The 18,042-nt window shown below is 32.0% G+C and carries 15 protein-coding genes and 2 pseudogenes; 9 read left to right on the top strand and 8 right to left on the bottom strand.

Going from position 1 to position 18,042, the window contains the following annotated elements; genetic code table 11:
• The first annotated feature begins 184 nt into the window (after window positions 1–184).
• From DK405_RS14350 to DK405_RS08330, 4 genes are all read left to right on the top strand, one after another.
• Window positions 185–913, top strand: coding sequence for a sensor histidine kinase (locus tag DK405_RS14350; protein WP_109510664.1), 729 nt, complete (start codon window positions 185–187; stop codon window positions 911–913).
• Between the two features lie 21 nt (window positions 914–934).
• Window positions 935–1,792, top strand: coding sequence for a sensor histidine kinase (locus tag DK405_RS14345; RefSeq protein ID WP_064613094.1), 858 nt, complete (start codon window positions 935–937; stop codon window positions 1,790–1,792).
• Between the two features lie 100 nt (window positions 1,793–1,892).
• Entirely contained in the window at window positions 1,893–2,471 is a 579-nt protein-coding gene (locus DK405_RS08335; RefSeq protein ID WP_045915533.1) for an HD domain-containing protein, read from the top strand.
• Window positions 2,472–2,589: 118 nt separating this feature from the next.
• Window positions 2,590–3,564, top strand: a complete 975-nt coding sequence (locus DK405_RS08330) for an Rpn family recombination-promoting nuclease/putative transposase (RefSeq protein WP_109510663.1) — start codon at window positions 2,590–2,592, stop codon at window positions 3,562–3,564.
• A 67-nt stretch (window positions 3,565–3,631) separates the two neighbouring features.
• Here DK405_RS08330 and DK405_RS08325 read toward each other — a convergent pair.
• The 6 genes and pseudogenes from DK405_RS08325 to DK405_RS15100 form a co-directional block, all read right to left on the bottom strand.
• Window positions 3,632–3,718, bottom strand: a pseudogene (locus DK405_RS08325) (conjugal transfer protein TraD); the annotation flags it as partial.
• 38 nt (window positions 3,719–3,756) lie between these two features.
• Window positions 3,757–4,959 (bottom strand): tetratricopeptide repeat protein, encoded by a 1,203-nt coding sequence (locus DK405_RS08320; RefSeq protein ID WP_064613090.1) that lies wholly within the window; start codon window positions 4,957–4,959, stop codon window positions 3,757–3,759.
• A 96-nt stretch (window positions 4,960–5,055) separates the two neighbouring features.
• Window positions 5,056–5,199, bottom strand: a complete 144-nt coding sequence (locus tag DK405_RS12855; RefSeq protein ID WP_162562879.1) for a hypothetical protein — start codon at window positions 5,197–5,199, stop codon at window positions 5,056–5,058.
• Between the two features lie 83 nt (window positions 5,200–5,282).
• Window positions 5,283–5,738: a conjugal transfer protein TraD gene (locus tag DK405_RS08315; protein WP_064613088.1), complete on the bottom strand. Its 456-nt coding sequence runs from the start codon at window positions 5,736–5,738 to the stop codon at window positions 5,283–5,285.
• Between the two features lie 210 nt (window positions 5,739–5,948).
• Complete coding sequence (gene ltrA, locus DK405_RS08310) at window positions 5,949–7,664, bottom strand: group II intron reverse transcriptase/maturase (protein ID WP_109510571.1); 1,716 nt, start codon at window positions 7,662–7,664, stop codon at window positions 5,949–5,951.
• Between the two features lie 235 nt (window positions 7,665–7,899).
• Entirely contained in the window at window positions 7,900–8,025 is a 126-nt protein-coding gene (locus DK405_RS15100; protein ID WP_269459331.1) for a hypothetical protein, read from the bottom strand.
• Window positions 8,026–8,364: 339 nt separating this feature from the next.
• Here DK405_RS15100 and DK405_RS16225 point away from each other — a divergent pair.
• The 5 genes and pseudogenes from DK405_RS16225 to DK405_RS08290 all read left to right on the top strand — a co-directional run.
• Window positions 8,365–9,885: pseudogene (locus DK405_RS16225) on the top strand (AAA family ATPase); the annotation flags it as partial.
• 483 nt (window positions 9,886–10,368) lie between these two features.
• Window positions 10,369–11,166: a conjugal transfer protein TraA gene (locus tag DK405_RS16220; protein ID WP_458693004.1), complete on the top strand. Its 798-nt coding sequence runs from the start codon at window positions 10,369–10,371 to the stop codon at window positions 11,164–11,166.
• Window positions 11,167–11,429: 263 nt separating this feature from the next.
• Window positions 11,430–13,535 (top strand): toprim domain-containing protein, encoded by a 2,106-nt coding sequence (locus DK405_RS15840; RefSeq protein WP_410522041.1) that lies wholly within the window; start codon window positions 11,430–11,432, stop codon window positions 13,533–13,535.
• Window positions 13,536–13,548: 13 nt separating this feature from the next.
• Window positions 13,549–14,100 (top strand): hypothetical protein, encoded by a 552-nt coding sequence (locus tag DK405_RS15835; protein WP_064613387.1) that lies wholly within the window; start codon window positions 13,549–13,551, stop codon window positions 14,098–14,100.
• A 51-nt stretch (window positions 14,101–14,151) separates the two neighbouring features.
• Window positions 14,152–15,123, top strand: a complete 972-nt coding sequence (locus DK405_RS08290) for an Rpn family recombination-promoting nuclease/putative transposase (protein WP_064613389.1) — start codon at window positions 14,152–14,154, stop codon at window positions 15,121–15,123.
• Between the two features lie 9 nt (window positions 15,124–15,132).
• Here the strand turns inward: DK405_RS08290 and DK405_RS08285 are convergent, their stop codons facing one another.
• A complete protein-coding gene (locus DK405_RS08285; protein ID WP_064613391.1) occupies window positions 15,133–16,887 on the bottom strand; it encodes a type IV secretion system DNA-binding domain-containing protein in 1,755 nt (584 codons plus the stop codon).
• Window positions 16,888–16,892: 5 nt separating this feature from the next.
• On the bottom strand, window positions 16,893–18,032 hold the full coding sequence (locus DK405_RS08280) for a tetratricopeptide repeat protein (protein WP_064613393.1): 1,140 nt from the start codon (window positions 18,030–18,032) through the stop codon (window positions 16,893–16,895).
• Window positions 18,033–18,042 lie beyond the last annotated feature (10 nt).

Genomic DNA, 18,042 nt, shown 5'->3' with positions numbered 1-18,042 from the left:
TTTAGCCTGTAAATTAAAAGATTTTAATAGACTGGTAAAAAATATAATGCTACTCTATACCTTATATTATCTAGGTTTCAAAACTTTGATGATAATGATCTGAAGATTAAATAAAACAAAGGGTTGAACTTTTGGAATTAATCTTCAGAAACCATTTTTTAAACAAAAACAGTAGGGGAATTCTATGCCTATTCAAGACGAAGGTCAAAATAAAATCAATAAATTAACCGAAAAATTATCTACAGAGGGAATTAATAGCACAACAATAAAACAGATAGACGCTGAATTGCAAAAACTATACTTTCAGCTAGAGGAATCTGAGCAAGTAAGCATAAATTGCATAGAGTGGATACAATATTTTAGGCTAATAGTAAATAACTACGACAGAAAAAAAGTAAATATAATAGCTTCTCTAAATGGAATGATTTTTTTATTTAGACAATACATAGCATCAACGAATGTAAGAATTGAAACATTTAACATAGAATCGCTAATAAATAATACCGTTATCAGAATGAGGGAACATTTTGAAAATGAGAATATAAATCTAAATGTTCAAAATGACATAAAGCCGATTCTGATTGGAGACAGTTTCAGAATAAAAGCAGTAATAAGCCAGTTAATTGGTAGTGCGGTTATAAATAGTAGCAAGAATAGCAAGATTATTGTCAACATCAATCAGAATTCAGAAATATTACAATTTATAGTACAAAACATAGGACTAAGCACTTCTAAAGAAAAATTAGAAAGAATAAATGCTGAACTAGAGAATACGAATTTGGTAATGTATCAAGAACTAGGAGAAGGATTAGCATTTATAAAACATCTTACACATCAGATGAAAGGAAATCTACGAGTGAAAGAGCGCAATAATTATGTAACTTTTTCATTTGATGTACCAACAATAGTTTGAATTATTCTTTAGGAGAATGCTATGAAAGAAAAGAAGAAAACAATTAACCAATGGATGGTACAAATTCCTCCAATACCAATTAAGTTGGTGAATGGAGAGAGTGAGAATATCGATGAATATATGGAAATAATAACAAAGCTAAGAAAAGCGAAGTATCAGGTCGAGGTAGCTGAATCATTGAAAGAATATTGTACAGATTTAATACAGGAGATTAAATATAGATTTAATATTGCAACGAGTGAAATTGCAAGGCTAGCAAGCGAGATCATGTTAAATGATTCGGAAAATAAAGATAAGCTGAAAACAATATTAAATCGATCAACAAATCTTCAAGAGTACTGTAATGATGTAGTTTACACGCTTAGAAGCGAAATTGAGAATGAAAATTTATGTTTAAAAAAATTTAGCATACAAAAGCTAGTAAAGAATGCCGTTAGGCGACTAGAAGACATTGCAAAAGAGAAAGATATAAAAATCAATTACAATTTTCAGTACAAAATGAAGGATATTGTGATTGGAAATAGTGATCATTTACAGGCTATATTAAGTCAATTAATAGGAAGCGTCATTAGATTTAATCACAGCTGCCAGGTTATAATTACAGTTCATTTGTTTACTGTAAAAAATTATATAAAAAGCGATAACATACTACAATTTAGAATACACGATACAGGAAGCGGTATTTCAAAAGAAAAATTAGGGAATATAAAAGCTAAATTAGCTGATTTTGAATTGGTACGAGACTATCCGCTAATGCTGGAATCAGGATTATGGTTTGTAAATTACCTTATTAATCAACTTAATGGAGAAATGGAAATAGAAAGCGAAAAAGACAAGTTTACAACCATTACTTGCAATATTCCAGTACAACTTTTTTAATCAAATTAATTCGCTTCTTTCCCAGTTTTTATCTGGGATTGAAGTATATAAAAAGTTTAATTTATTGTATAATTTATTAAAGATTATTTAGAGATGAAAAATGATAGACTTTTATAGCGAAAGCTTACTAAATAAGCTGTTTGAAACCAACGTAAGATTTGACACTAAAATTGATCTTGATAAAGTTGAAAAAGCAATATTTTATGCTAAAAAATATCATGGTCAGCAAAAGAGAGATACAGGAGAACTATACTACACACATCCATTAGAAGTAGCTTATATGGTTGCATACTACAGCTTTGAAACAGATACGATTATTACAGCAATACTACATGATACCATCGAAGACACAACACTAACTAAAGAAAAAATAGGTCAAGAATTTGGTCATAATATTGCAGAACAGGTTTCAGATCTCACCAGGATTAAGGATAATAAAAAAATCAGTTCTAGAGAAATGATTCAAACATTTTATAGACAAAATAAAACAGAACTATTATTAATTAAGCTTTTCGACCGATTCCATAATATTCAGACTGTATCAATAAAACCTTATGAAAAAAGACAAGAAATCATACTAGAAACGCAGCAAGAATTTATACCTCTTGCTGAATATCTTAAACTACAAGAAATTGCTATAGAGCTAAATAAATACTGTGAGCTTTATACTACCAAATAAGCTAAAGTTTAATAGGTGGTTAATGTAGTGAATTGCAGAAATTAAAATTCAATAAGAGAATGTTCATATAAGTTATTTTGTTGTATAATTTAAAAAGAATAGAAAATATGAAAAACATATGCATTTATCAAGATTTCTAGATCCAAAGAATGATGTAGCATTTAAAAAGATATTTGGATCAGAAAAAAACAAGGACATACTAATACATTTTCTGAACGATATATTATTGTTTGAAGGAAATAGAGCAATAACAGAAGTAGAGTTTTTAGGAACGATATTAGATGCAGACATAGCGTCTAAAAAAGAATCAATAGTAGATGTTTTGTGTAAAGATAAAAACGGTGCGCAATATATAATAGAAATGCAAGTAGATCCTACACAAGGATTTGAAAAAAGAGCACAGTATTATGCAGCAAAAGCATATGGCAGGCAACCAAATAGAGGAAAAGAAGGAAAATACTCAGACCTAAAGGAAGTTATATTTATAGCTATAGCAGATTATAAATTGTTTCCAAATAAAGAAGACTATATATCAAGGCATGTAATATTGGATAAAAAGACATATGAGCATGATCTAAAGGACTTTTCATTTACCTTTATAGAATTACCAAAATTTAAAAAAGATAGAGTGGAAGAGTTAAGTGATATAACAGAGAAGTGGTGCTATTTTTTTAAACATGCAAAAGAAACAACATTAGATGGATATAATAAAATAATAGGTGAAGATTTAATAATAAAAAGAGCGTATGAGGCATTAGATCAGTTTAATTGGAGTGAAGATGAACTAATAACCTATGAACAAGAGTTAAAGCGTATATGGGATAATAAAGCAGTCGAAGATTATAAACTCGAACGCGCTAAAGCTGAAGGCATAAAGCTCGGTGAGGCTAAAGGTAAAGCTGAAGGTAAAGCTGAAGGTAAAGCTGAAGGTAAAGCTGAAGGTAAAGCTGAAGGCATAAAGCTCGGTGAAGCTAAAGCAAAAAAAGCTTTTGCAATAAAATTATTGAAATCTAAATTATCAGTTGAGACAATTGCTAAATATACGGATCTATCAATACAAGAAGTATTAAATTTAAAAAATAGTGTAAAATAATAAGAAATATACAACACAAAATCTTACTTTTGATGTGTTGTATGCTACTTCTATTAGATGCTTTATATCACACTACAAGTTCTATACTATACTGAACATTAAGAACGCCATTCTTTAAGGCCTCAATGTCCTTAACATGGCCGCACCATTCTTGACTTATGAACATGCGACTCTGTACCTTGATTCTAAAAATTAATCAGTTATGATGCGGAGATTGCTTTTTTTAATTTTTTTTGCAAGTTCATTTGCTAACTGGTATGCGTACACATTATCAGGATCATATTTGATAGCCAGGTTATAACTTTCCATTGCTTCTTGATGTCGCCCCAATTCATTCAAAGCAATTCCTTTATTATTGTAAGTGTATGAAACATCTGGTTTATACTTAATAGCCAAATCAAAATTCTCTATTGCCTCTTGATATTGTTTAAGTGTACATAAAGCAGCTCCTTTACTATTGTAAGCGTCTGCATAATTTGGTCTATATCGAATAGCTTGATCATAATTTTCAATTGCTTCTAGTAGCTTTTCAAGATTTTTCAAAGCATTTCCTTTAGCATGATAAGCTAGTGCAAAATCTGGTTTATACTTAATAGCTATATCATAATTTTTAATTGCCTCTTGATGGTGCCCTAATTCATTCAAAGCAATTCCTTTATTAATATAAGCTTCTACCAAATCTGGTTTATACTTAATAGCTATATCATAATTTTTAATCGCCTCTTGATGGTGCCCTAATGCCTTCAAAGACTCTCCTTTATTAACATAAGCTTCTACCAAATCTGGTTTATACTTAATAGCTACATCATAATTTTTTATTGCCTCTTGATGGTGTCCAAGTTCGCATAAAGAAACTCCTCTATTAATATAAATACCTAGATTAGTTGAATCATATTGAATAGCTTGATCATAATTTTTAATTGCTTCCTGATATTGTCCTAATTCGTCTAAAGATATTCCTTTATTAACATAAGCCTCTGCATCATCTGGTCTGTATCGAATAGCAGTATCAAAATTCTTTATTGCTTCCTGATGTTGTCCTAATTCCTTTAAAACAATTCCTTTACTCATATAAAAGTCTGCATCATTTGGATTGTATTGAATAGCAGTATCAAAATTCTTTATTGCTTCTTGATATTGACCTAACTCTTGAAAAGTTATTCCTTTAGCATAATAAGCTTCTGCCAAATCTGGTTTATATCGAATAGTAGTATCAAAAATTTCAATTGCCTTTTGATATTGTCCCAATTCCTTTAAAGCAATTCCTTTATTAATATAAGCTTCTATACAATCTGGATTACACTTAATAGCTACATCATAATTTTTAATTGCTTTTTGATATTTTCCCAACTTAAGAAATGAATTTCCTTTATTAAAATATTTGTCTGCTAGCATATCTTTACCCTAAAATTAAATACTGTTATATGAGCAGATTATTTTGATGCAACAGATGTAACTGTATTAATAATACTGTCATATATTTTATATGATTTATAAAAATTCCCCTTTAAATTTTTGATTAGCTGTGATAATTGCTAAATCAAATGTGCTGTTACAAATTTTCTTTTTTACAGCCTTATTTTTAACACTATCATAAATTTCATCAAAATTCTTTATTTTTTTTATTATTACCATCAGTTATGTTATTCTAAAATTCTTACTCTATATTTTCTATCAGTACTAATATTGCTAGCTGTGCATATAGTTTGAACTATTATCTAAGATACAAGCTCAAGTTTATACTGAACATTGAGAAGGCCATTCTTTAAGGCCTCAATGTCCTTAACATGGCCGCACCATTCTTGACGAAAGCTATTCCATTTTAAGCCATGAAGGCGAATGTGGCGCTTAGTGTTTTCATCTGGTTCAGAGGTGAATTTTAAAATCACAGCAGCTTTATTTTGCTGTTCTTTATCAAAAATATCTTTACCTATTGTAGTCCAATGATCCTGAACATTTGGATGTTGTGTTAAAGTTTCTTTTAGTGAAACAATTGCACCAAATAAAGTATTTGTTGGTAAGTGATCAAGCTTAGCTTTAGCAACTAATCCACCCATTTCGATAAGACGTCGAGTACGCATTTTACGTTCTTTAATTTTAAGGTTAACCTCATCCATGATTAGTCTAGCCTTTTTTTGCTGAAGAGTAATTTTTTGCTGCATAAGATTTGCCATGTTAGTAATTCAGAAAGATAAAAAAATCAGGCAAGAATATATCAAAATACAATTCCAGTAAAGAAAAAAAAACCGCGCCTACCAAACCAACATCAAATAATTATAGTCAAAAAAACGTGAATTCAAGGTTAGAAGCTTCATTAAAGAATAAGCTTAAGCGGGTAGGTAAGCGCAGAAGCGCTTTTCCTCCCAAAGAACCGTACAAGCGAATTACTCCGCATACGGCTCAAGCAATTTACAAACAGCTGCAATAAGTTGTCCGCGATTACTGTGTACTTGTCGATGGCAGTTTTCATGCAATAAGCACAAATTGTTAATATGGTCAGTGCCACCACATCTTATAGGTGTTATATGATGTACATGAACACTTTCACCATTATCTATTAAATCAAAACAAACAAGACATTTACCCTTTTGTCTACGCCAAAGAATCTGCCTAGATTTAAACAAATACTTAGGGCTATCAGCCTGACGTTTATGCCAATATTCTCTAAGTTTTGAATTATCAGGAGAAGATTTACCTTTAACAAGAATATGTCGTTTAATCGTTGTCCATTGTAATTTCCATAGATATAGATCTTTATTCATAAAGACCCAATTATCATTTCTGCCTTTAATGCGACCCCAATACTTTTTCTTAAGCCATTCCCAGGATTTTTTAGGATGTTTTCTACATGCAAATCTTGCTTGTCGAATCCACATCCAACAGTCTAAATTGGAAAAAATTTTCTTGGACACAACTTTGTTGAAATAACTGCACCATCCAAATATTTTAGAATTTAGATTATCAATTATTCTATCAATATTCCATGAGAAACTTTTTTTCCATTCTATTGACATTCGTTTTTTAAACGACTTTATAGAGTCTTTAGACGGTTTAACTAGTAGAGCTACACCTCTTCTTGTACTATTGGTTTTATATTGTCGAATATTAAATCCAAGGAAATCAAAACCTTCATTAATATGAAGTATCCTGGTTTTTTCCTTTGACAATTCTAAGCCTCTAATACTTAACCAATCATTAATAATACTTTTGGCTCTGATACATGAGCTTTCTGACTTAGCGCAAACGACAAAATCATCAGCGTATCTCACTAAAGCATATTCGGATTTAGAATATAGGTGATCATACTTATTATAGATAATATTAAGTATATCACTCATTCCATGAAGAGTTATGTTTAAAAGTAATGGAGAAATTAATCCACCTTGTGGAGTACCAGCTGTTGTTTTGATAATTTGATAATCCTGCATTACACCAGATTTAAGCCATGCTTGAATCCAATTACGAGCAGGGAAATTTCCTATAATTTTCAAAAGAAAATTATGATCAATATTATCAAATGCTCCTTTAATATCAGCATCTAATATCCAATTTCTATTGGTTCCATGTCGAATAATACCAGATATTCTCTGTATTGCATCGTGAGCGCTACGTCCAGGTCTAAAGCCATAGCTGCAACCTTCAAACTTAGCTTCCCAATATGGTTCAAGTGCTGATTTTACAACAGCCTGTCTACACCTATCCAAAATAGTTGGCAAGCCTAAAGGTCTAGATTCGCCATTACTTTTTGGTATGTATACACGCTTAATCGGTTTTACAGATGATAGATTATTATCTGCTAACTTTTCCATCAACAGACTCCTTTCTTTATCTGTCTTAACAACTATTTTATCAATTCCAGGACTTTTTCGTCCTTTGTTGATTTGAGTAACACGTCTTATAGCAAGTAACCTATTTGCTCTTGATTTTAACATCAATCTTTGTAAGTTACGTACTAACTTCATATTACCATTTGCAGATGCCCTATAAATACGTCTACGAAGATTATTAACCTTTTGTATAATTTCTTTCCAGTCTATTGAATGCCAATAGATTTTCTTGAAATTATCTTTAGTCTCAATTGTTACATTTGCGTTTAGCATCCAACTTTTCCAATTAATTCATAATCTTGTTTACCTATTTAGGGTAAATCACCAGTCTTAAGTTAGCATCATTTCTGATTAGCATATAAATGCCTATACACTCAGTTATTAATTTCTGTAGTCTTTCGACTTAGTGTCATTTGCTTTCTAAGACCTCTCTTACCTACTATCAGTTGCCTAATAATAGGCTTACCATGTTTCACTCATCAGAGAGACGTTAAGTTGGTTATCTTCTTTATACCGAGGAGCTGGCATTTTTAAAGAAGGCTGCGTATTCCTTCTTACAGCTAAGCTTTTCAGCTTTATCCTTATAACAGAATTTATCTGGAGTATCTGCTTCTGCATTGACGATATTTTCCATACGAAGATTCACTTTCGTTTAACCAATTTTAACTTTACCTTGCCCCTATTTCCCATCCAGATTAGTACTTTAGTTAGGCTTTCTATCGCGCTTAGTACAAGACCGTTACCAATCTCGCACCGCAATAGCGGTAACTAAGGTTTAAATGCAACCTTGCTACATTTCTGTAGTCTCTGTTTGAGCGACCTCATGTCGCACTACGCAATATGCAATCTATAAAGATTGCTGCTAAAAAATGAGTACTCATTAACCGATTGAATGTTAAAAAAAAAGAAGTTTATGCTAGCAAAATCAAAAAAACCATGCTAACTTAAAACTCAGGTGAGAATTGGTATTGAGATGGCTATACAGTTTACAAGGATTGAATTTTTAACTAGAAGTAAAGGAGGTGATAGTTGTCGTAAGGCAGCGTATAATGCAAGAACTATTGTTGAAAACGAGAAGACAGGTATAAAGTATAACTTCTCTCGTAAGAAAGATAACGTATATCATACAGTGCTGATACCTGATTATGTAAATCAAGACTTCAAGAATATTCAAACATTAATGAATGAGGTAGAACGAACCGCAAAAGACCCAAACAGCCAGTTGTTGAAGGATATCGTAATAGCGTTGCCAGATGAGAAGGAGCTAAATTTAGAGCATAGAATAGAACTAACTCATCGAATAGTTGATGCAATGGAATGGGTGCAAAATGGTCTTGGAGTACAGATAGACATTCATAAGCCTCAAATAGGAGATAAAAACTGGCATGCACATATATTGCTCACTATGAGAAGATTTAGAAAAGATGGAACTGGTTTAGGAGATAGAGCAGTAGATTTAAACCCAAAAATCATAACAGTTAATGGCAAAAAGGTTGTTATTAAAGATCACAAGATGATTCATGAAATAGCAAAAGAAGAAACTAATGCATATTTCGCTGAATTAGGCTTGCCATATAGAGTTGACGAGACAAGCGAAGTGCCTGGAAAGCATATTGGACCTCGTAGAATTAGGAATTTAATTAATGAAGTATTAAATGAAAATGAGTTACGTAAAGAGGCTCATTTGAAGATTATTAATGATGCTGACGTAATAACAGATTCTATAACACATTACAAATCTATTTTTACTAAGGAGGATGTTGAAAAAGCAGTAAAAGATATACCAGATCCAACAGCAAGAGAACAGTTAGTTCAGAAAGTGCTTAGTTCAAATAGAATACTAGAATTATATCATGATGATGGTGAAAGTAGCAAATATTTTACGACAATTGAGGTTCGAAATGAGGAGACGAGAATAATCAGAATAGCTAATAAAATCAATGATCAGGTTTATTACAACAACATTTACAATCTTAAAAGTGATATCGAAGGTCTAGCAAATGTTAGTGAGGAACAGAAACAAGCGCTAAGGCATATTTTGCTTAGCACTAGTGGAGTTAGAGTCTTGAGAGGAAGAGCTGGTACAGGAAAATCTTATGTTTTAGCAAAAGCGCATAAGCTCGCAACAAATCGTGGACAAAAAGTTATTGGTCTTGCTCCTACTCATAAGGCAGTATCAGAGCTGAGGAGCAAAGGTTATACAGAGGTCTATACAGTAAAAGGATTTTTATATAATCGAAAAAAAATTTTTATGCAAGACAGCTTAATAGTAGTAGATGAAGCTGGAATGGTAGGTACTAAAGCTTATGCAGAGCTGTTTAGAGTAGTTAGAAACAATAATTGTCAACTGATACTTGCTGGAGATGAAAAACAGCTAGCTTCAATAGAAAGAGGCGGAATGTTTGAGATTCTGAGTAATATTTTTGGTTCACATGTTTTAGTAAATATTCGAAGACAAAGTGAAAACTGGAGCAGAGAAGCAGCAATGGAGTTTGCTGAGAGTAATATTTTAAGCGGTATAACCTTACTGAGGCAAAATAACTGCGTTAGGTTTGATAATACGTTGCAGGACTCAATGAGTAAGTTAATATACAACTGGAGTCTAAGCAAATTTAAACCACATGAAAAACTGGTAATTACAGTACGTAATAAAGATGTCGACATTCTTAATTCAAGTATTAGGTCTTTGTTAAAAGCAAATGGTACGCTAAAAGGCACAGAATATGAGCGTTCTATTGATGGAAGGAAAAAGTCATATATGGCAGGAGATAGAATCGTATTTCAAAAAAGCTATAAGGATTTACAAATACAAAATAGTGAATTTGCAACTTTAACTTCGGTTAGTAAAAATAAATTTATAGCTAAGACAGACACAGGAAAAGAAGTGAGTTTTGATCCTAGTGAAATACAATTTAAACATGGCTATGCAAGTACTGTTTATAAGGTCCAGGGAGCTTCTATAAAAGATGTATACGTTTTGCATAATGGAGTAAGTAATATAAGCAGCTCATACGTAGCTATGACAAGGCATATAAAGAGCTTAAAGTTATATTGCAATAATGAAGCTACTGGAAGCATTAACAGTTTAATAAATCAGCTCAGCAGACCAAATGAGAAATCAGCTAGCATAACTCTGAAAACTGCTCATGATTTGGAGAAAGAACGGACAAAGACAACTGTTTTTAGTAAAATTGAAAACTGGTTTAAGTCTATAATCAATGATATCAATGATAGATCTCATGTGAATAAAGAATATTATCATTTTACCGCCAAACCAGAGGAAGAAGCTAAAGTAGAAAAAGTCCAGCTCAAAGATATTTCTACTCCATTATTTATGCAGATCAAAGAACAAAGACAATATGATTATGATGTAACCATTCTGTCAGCAGAAGGAAAAACGATATCAAGTTTTCAGGAAGCTGGCATTGATAGCAGAATGGTATATAGCTCAAATGTAAATAATTTAAAGTATTATCAGCCATTTCAAGGAGAAAAGATTCTTATAGCTGCAAATAATGATAAACAAAATAAAGAATATGTAAGCACTATAAACGAGGCTGCAAAAGTACTGACAAGCAAAGGAGCAATTACTAGCATCGTAATTCATTCAGAAGGTGAAGATTTTAACGAAATGCTAAAAAATAAAGGAGCAATAGCTGTTAAGGGGCTTATGATACCTGAAATCATGAAGTTAATTAATACTCAGAACGTAAAAACAGAGTCTGAACAAGTGGTGAAAACTGACATAGCTCAAAAAATTGGACTTAGACGGTAGTGCTGAAGATTTGAAATTGAATGTAAGCTATTCATTCACAGGGCGAATTACAAAATAAGATAAAAAATGATAACCGAAAGCGATTTTTGTAATTCGCATTATGCCTTGCTAAGAGAATATTGGAAGCGCTGGAATTTTGAAGATCTGCATCTGTTAGAAAACTATCTCAATAATCACTTAGCAATAAAATTATAATTCAAACGGTAAAAATATCAAATATTTATACCACAAAACAATTTAGTGATGCGAAGGTGAGGTTTTATATGACTGACAAAATCAATGATTCAAATAATTTCAATAACATTCATAATTCAAAAACAGAGATAGAAAATTCTAAGGCTAACAGCTGGAACCACAACGTGGCTGTAAAGCTGACAAATGGTGATATTGCTGATGGCATAGTGCTACTTAGTGATAATAATAGCTTGAGAGCTGATAACACTCTAAAAGAATCAATAAACCAATTAATCAATGATTGGAAGAATAGTAAATTTGAGCTGCAGGATCGTTTGATAATTGCTGACCATAAAGAAGCTGAAAATATTAATCAAAACATCAGAAACTACATGAAGGAAAATGGTGATCTAAAAGGTACAGAATACAGCATTTTAATTTCAGGAGCTGAATCAAAAAAATATGCTAACTACATGGCTGGAGACCGAATTATCTTTCAAACAAACGATAAGGATTTACAAATACAAAACAGTGAATTTGCAACTCTAGTATCAATTGATGAAAATAAGTTTGTAGCTAAGACAGATACAGGAAACGAGGTAAGCTTTGATTTGAATAAAATAAGCTTTAAACATGGATATGCTACAACAGTTTGTAACCCACAAACAGCTGTCAAAAAAGATGTATATGTTCTTCATAATAATGGTGTAGGAATAGAAAGTTCTAACATAAGCATGATAGGGAATGCAGAGCAAGTACGGCTGTACTACAATGTGCAAGCTACAAAAAATGTTGCTAACCTAATAGAGCAGCTTAGCACAGCTAAGACAGACTCTATCAATTCAAAAGAGGAGAATAATGATGTTCAAGCAAATGAAGTAAGGCAATATCAATCTGCTCAAAACTATAGAAAAAACGATTATTATTCAAATAGCGAGGAAGACCTACAAAAATTGAAGGATGCAATAGCTTATAGAGCTGACACTATAGCTCGTGATATTCTTGGAGATCCAAATAAGCGCCTATCTACATACGGAAAATTACGTTGGGGAGACACTGGCAAAATACAAGTAACCACCGAGGGCAAGTACGCTGGAAAATGGTATGACTTTAGTACAGGACAAAAGGGTGATTTATTATCCCTGGCTCAAAGAGAAAGAGGATACAGCTTTTTTGAGGCAAAGGAATATTTGAAAAGTATGGTTGGAATGTCTAATATTAGTCAACGGTATCAGAGACCGCCTAAGACTGACGATTCTCAACAATACACTCAACAATCTGAAAGTGTTAAAATCGCAAAAGTTCAAAACTTGTATGAACGATCAAGCAGAATACATGGTTATGAGATAGATACGAGCCCAAGCGCAGAAGTTGAAATAGTAAAAAAGTATCTTGAAAATCGTGGTATTACTTTTGACAAAAGCACCGCAAGTTCAGACTTAAAAGGAAGTATACTGTTTGATACTCAAACGAGAGAAAATTATCCAGCATTTACAGCATTTGCAAGAAATTCAAAAGGGGAAATTACCGGAGTACAGGCCGTATATCTAAATTCGGCAGGAGATAAGGCGAATATTTTAATTAACAGAAGATCTTTCGGCAAAATCAGCGGATCGTTCATAACAATCGCAAAGCGAAATGCGAATGACCCTAATATAACAATTATAGCAGAAGGCGCTGAAACAGCATTGAGCTTGCAGCAATCAGGCATTAAAGGTAATATCATTGCTAGTGCAGGAATTTCGAATTTGAGAAATTATTCACCATTTCCTGGTGAAAAAATCATCATTGCAGCAGATAATGATAGCAAAAATCCTATAACTTATAATACTGTAATTAAAGCTGCAAAAATGTTAGAAATGAAGGGAGCGATAACTTGTATAGTCAAACCACCAGAAAATGGTGATTTTAATAATCTGCTGCAAAGTTGTGGAGACCAGTCAATTAGAGACATTATAGAACCTGAAATTACTAAACTGACTAAGGCAGTTGAAACAACCAAACTTACTCAAACAGAAAATAATAGTATAGCAAAACAAAATGATATTACGAATGTTAAAGAATTGTATAATAAATCGTCATCTCTATACTACTTTAAACAAGAAGAGGAAGCTAAGGTGGAAACGATAGTAGTTAATAAATATTCAGAAAACCATACAGGAATTTATAGTTCAAAAATCTTTAATAATTCATAATTTAAGGGCAAATATGGTTTTTGATGAAGAGACTCAAAAATCCTGGCCTGCACTCACTATTTTTGTTAAAAATGACAAAGATGAAATTACTGGAGCTAAGATATTAGCTCTGAATTCAAAAACATGTAATAAAGCTGATGTAGCTGAAAAATCTGTTGGTACAATTAGTGGGTCATTTGCTGAAATTGCTCAACAGAATTCAAAATACTCACCTGTAACAATCATTACAAAGGATATTGAAACAGCGTTAACCATTCAACAAGCTGGAGTCGAAGGCAAAATCTTATGTGCAATTGAAGCCGAAAATTTGCAAAACTATAATCCTAGCCCAAAAGAAAAGATCATTCTAGCAGTTAAAAATGACGTAAATACTGAAAAAGCTGAAAAAGTTCTAGAGGATAAGGAAGCAGTAGTCTGTACAGTCAAAAATGACTTCAATAATGTATTAAAAACTCAAGGATTATATGCTGTTAGAAATATTATCAGCCCTGAAATAAGAAAACTTAATGAAAAAATTGAATCAATACAAACTAATATACAACAAAGATTATGTCCGAAACACTAGGCAGAGTATGACACAGCATTTTTTATTTAAAAAACTATAGAGTGAAAAAATATGACAAAAAAATTAAAGCATGATTCATTGGCAAAGACAATCATGAGCGATCCAGTAGCTGCACAAGAATTTCTAGAGTATTATTTACCAAGCGATTTCAAGAGTTTAATAGATTTATCACAAATAAAAGTAGAGCAAGAGAGTTATATAGAAGAATCGTTAAAGAAAAAATACAGCGATATCGTCTATAGAGTTGCAACCAAAAAGCATGGCAATGCTTTTATTTATATATTAATTGAAGCTCAATCAACCGTCGATTATTGGACAGCTCTGCGGTTATGGAGATACACATTGTTATTGTGCGAAAGGCATAAGAAAGAAAAAACTAAATTACCATTAGTGTATAATTTAGTGATCTACAACGGCAAAGAGGTCTACAACGCACCTAGGAATTTGTGGGATTTATTTACCGATTCAATGATAGCTAAGCAATTAATGACTTCTGACTATCAATTAGTCGATTTGCAAAGTATGTCGAATGATGAAATTGTTAGGAAAAAGCATATCGGAATGCTCGAATATATGCTAAAGCACATTCATCAACGAGATATGTTAAAGCTTTGGGAAGAGTTTCTAATAAAGTTCAAACATGTTTTAATACTTGACAAAGAAAAAGGCTATATTTACCTACGATCATTTTTATGGTATACTGATACTAAATTACTAGAGAGTCAGCAACCAGAATTAGAGCAGGTTCTGGCTAAGTATTTATCTGAAGAAGAAAAAAGTAATATTATGAGAACTATTGCTGCAAAATATATTGATGAAGGTATAGAGATTGGTGAAACTAAAGGCAGAGCTGAAGGCAGAGCTGAAGGCAGAGCTGAAGGCAGAGCTGAAGGCAGAGCTGAAGCTGCACAAGAGCTTGCAATGAACTTATTAAAAGCTGGCTTTTCAGTTGAATTTATTTCTGAAAATACCGGATTGTCAAAAGAAGAAGTGATTAATTTAAAAAATAACATAGAGTATTAATTTTTCGAATTAATACTCTACTAACTTAAGTTTTTTGAGCAATTTATATTCACAAACAAAAGCTGTATTTAAGTTTTGTAGCTGCATAGTTAGTTTTGTGATAGGAAAGTTACCAGCAAGCTTTACATAACATGTAAGGTCTGGTAGGTTCATAATTTCAGATGGCATAACTAAAATCTTTTTACGCTCAACATTATTCATATTTACCCCATCTCGCATAGTATTTGATCCATATGACAAGTTCTCTTGAGTTTCAATTATCTCTTGCTCACCTAGTGTTAATGCTGATTTATAGGCTGTAACCTGATCGCTAACTCGAAAAATAAATTTACTATTAAACAAATCCAGCATAGAAGCACATTCAGCAGCCCCATATATTGCTTCTAATTGATGAATGTTCTGCAATCCAGCAACAAAGCAGCCTCCATACTTTCTACTTTCAGCTAAAGCAACTGGTAAAGACGAAACTTTTTGTAGAGCTGGCAGTTCATCAAGTATAAACCACATGTTTTTGTTATCATGATTAGGATTTCTACACATCAAAGCCTTGATAGCTATGCTTATCCAGGCTGAAATAAGTGGGCATAAAGTAGCTCTTTGATTTGGGTTAGCTGTGATAAATAGCCAGCTAGTTTCATTTGAATTACTAAACCATTCTTTTATGCTAAAACTACCTCCAGGCTTTAAATATTGTAGCGAAGTAATATTCTTTCCAAGCGTAGACTGAATTCCTGCAGAAGTTTCGAGCGCGCTTTCGCTTATAATACCTGATACGGCAGTGCTTCTAAAAGCTTTTGCAAATTGTCTATTATCAGAGTAAATGATTGTATGAATTAGTTTTATGATATCTTTATCATCCTTATATAGCTTCAATGCTTCAGACAAGACTAATTCAGCATTTTTAGCAAAAAAGTCATCAAGTTTAGGAGTATAATTACTAAAACTACTCGCTATATCATGAAAATCAGCTGCTTCAAAACAATCATTCCAAGGCAACCATTGTTCACTATTTTTTTCAAAAGGATTAAGCAGCTTATCACATTTAGGGTCAAAAAATCTATCAGTAAAAGCTCCAGTAGTGTCTACAATTATTGCTCGATCCTTATGTAATCGAATTTGTGGTAGCAGTTCGTTAAGCATATTAGTTTTACCGGTACCTGTTGTTCCAGTAATCAGAATGTGTAATCTTTCACTATTCTTTACTAATGGTAAGCCTCCAAAACGGATTTTCGAGGCCTTTTTAGCGCTTTTTAGCATTTTGGCTAAGCATTTGTATCCTACAAAATCAGCACCTCTAATTTTGGCCTTAATAATCGTTTTTTTACCTTGAGCTGTAAAGAAAACAATTGAGATTATCACACCAATAGTAAAAACAATTAATCCTTCTAACAATGCTGAATTGATTAAGAATTCCCATAATTGCTGTATTTTAAATCCATGTTGGCCTGTATAAAACTCATGCAAAAAGTCTTGAGCATTGAGGTGCATCCATTTTTTAAACCTTAAACTATAAAACTTAATGCCTATTTGATCGATATCATAAAAATGCTCACCAATTGCTAGCTTAAGCTGCACATATCTTTCAATTACAAAATAATACAAACTGCTCAGACAAACTTTTTGATATAATCGACATATAATCCAGAATATCGATAATCCTAATCCAATTATAAAAACGTTGGTACTACCTTGCCCAAACATTCTTAACTTATGAGCAAATAACTGCGATCCTCTTGTGAAATTTCCTTGATTCTGAAAATTCATCTATCTCAAGAGTATTTTTTCAATATCTGTAGTTTTTGCTCATAGTCTTTTGCAATAGTTAAATTCTCGAATTCTGTTAACTTTTTAAACATTGCTTCGTATTCTGCAATGATATTAGGATTATATTTAATAGCTAAGTTAAAATTCTCCTTAGCCTTTGAGTACTGTCCTAAACTTACTAATGATATTCCTTTTTCAAGATAGTTTTCAGCAAAATTAGGATTATATTTAGCAGCTATATCATAATTTTTAATCGCATCTTGATGTTTACCTAATTTTTCAAAAATCATTCCTCTACGGTAGTAAGCCTCTGCACAATTCGGATTGTATTTAATTGCTAGATTGCAGCTTTTTATTGCTTCTGGATATCTTTTTAACATACTTAGCACATAACCTTTGTTATGGTATGCTGTTGCATCATTAGAATCATACTTAATAGCTAAGTTAAAATTTTTTATCGATTCTGAAAATTGACCCAAAAATATCTGTACTAGCCCTTTATTATTATATGCTTCTGAGTAATCTGCCTTATATTTAATGGCAAGATTATAGTTTTCAATAGCATCCTGAAGTTGCATTAAATACATTAACGCTATGCCTTTGTTATAATAAGCCGTTGCATTACTCGGACTATATTTAATAGCTATATCAAAGTTTTCCATTGCTTCTTCATACTGCCCTAAGTCGTTTAAAGAAGCTCCTTTATTAATATAAGCTTCTGCATAGTCGGGTTTATATTTAATTGCGAGATTACAAAGTATTACTGCTTCTTCATTTTTTCCAAGTTTTCTATGAGATACAGCTTTGTTATTATAAGCTTCTACAAAATCAGGTTTGTATTTAATAGCTATATTATAATTTTTAATAGCTTCGTGATATTTGCTTAAATAGTGCAAAGCCATTCCTTTGCTATTATATGCTGTCGCATAACTTGGATCGTACTTAATAGCTATATTAAAATTTTCTATTGCTTCATAATATTTTTTTAATCTCAAGAAAGAACTACCAATATTAAAATACTCCTTAGCTAGTACAGCTCTATCTTGAATTAAATCTTGTTGTATGCTTTGCTCTGCTGCAACAGCTGCTGTATTTAATAATATTAATGATAAAATAATGGCTAATTTTTTACACGCGTTTTTCATATTAATTACT

This window comes from Orientia tsutsugamushi, assembly GCF_900327275.1.
GTDB lineage: Bacteria > Pseudomonadota > Alphaproteobacteria > Rickettsiales > Rickettsiaceae > Orientia > Orientia tsutsugamushi.
Note: the sequence above shows the minus strand (reverse complement) of the source record. Positions and strands in the feature narration are given on the sequence as shown.

Excerpts from the sequence above, each read along its gene's own strand:
- DK405_RS08285 (WP_064613391.1), bottom strand. The coding sequence starts at position 16,887 with ATGAATTTTCAGAATCAAGGAAATTTCACAAGAGGATCGCAGTTATTT.
- DK405_RS08290 (WP_064613389.1), top strand. The coding sequence starts at position 14,152 with ATGACAAAAAAATTAAAGCATGATTCATTGGCAAAGACAATCATGAGC.
- DK405_RS08280 (WP_064613393.1), bottom strand. The coding sequence starts at position 18,032 with ATGAAAAACGCGTGTAAAAAATTAGCCATTATTTTATCATTAATATTA.
- DK405_RS14345 (WP_064613094.1), top strand. The coding sequence starts at position 935 with ATGAAAGAAAAGAAGAAAACAATTAACCAATGGATGGTACAAATTCCT.
- ltrA (WP_109510571.1), bottom strand. The coding sequence starts at position 7,664 with ATGCTAAACGCAAATGTAACAATTGAGACTAAAGATAATTTCAAGAAA.
- DK405_RS14350 (WP_109510664.1), top strand. The coding sequence starts at position 185 with ATGCCTATTCAAGACGAAGGTCAAAATAAAATCAATAAATTAACCGAA.
- DK405_RS15840 (WP_410522041.1), top strand. The coding sequence starts at position 11,430 with ATGACTGACAAAATCAATGATTCAAATAATTTCAATAACATTCATAAT.
- DK405_RS15835 (WP_064613387.1), top strand. The coding sequence starts at position 13,549 with ATGGTTTTTGATGAAGAGACTCAAAAATCCTGGCCTGCACTCACTATT.
- DK405_RS08330 (WP_109510663.1), top strand. The coding sequence starts at position 2,590 with ATGCATTTATCAAGATTTCTAGATCCAAAGAATGATGTAGCATTTAAA.
- DK405_RS08315 (WP_064613088.1), bottom strand. The coding sequence starts at position 5,738 with ATGGCAAATCTTATGCAGCAAAAAATTACTCTTCAGCAAAAAAAGGCT.
- DK405_RS12855 (WP_162562879.1), bottom strand. The coding sequence starts at position 5,199 with ATGGTAATAATAAAAAAAATAAAGAATTTTGATGAAATTTATGATAGT.
- DK405_RS08335 (WP_045915533.1), top strand. The coding sequence starts at position 1,893 with ATGATAGACTTTTATAGCGAAAGCTTACTAAATAAGCTGTTTGAAACC.
- DK405_RS15100 (WP_269459331.1), bottom strand. The coding sequence starts at position 8,025 with ATGGAAAATATCGTCAATGCAGAAGCAGATACTCCAGATAAATTCTGT.
- DK405_RS08320 (WP_064613090.1), bottom strand. The coding sequence starts at position 4,959 with ATGCTAGCAGACAAATATTTTAATAAAGGAAATTCATTTCTTAAGTTG.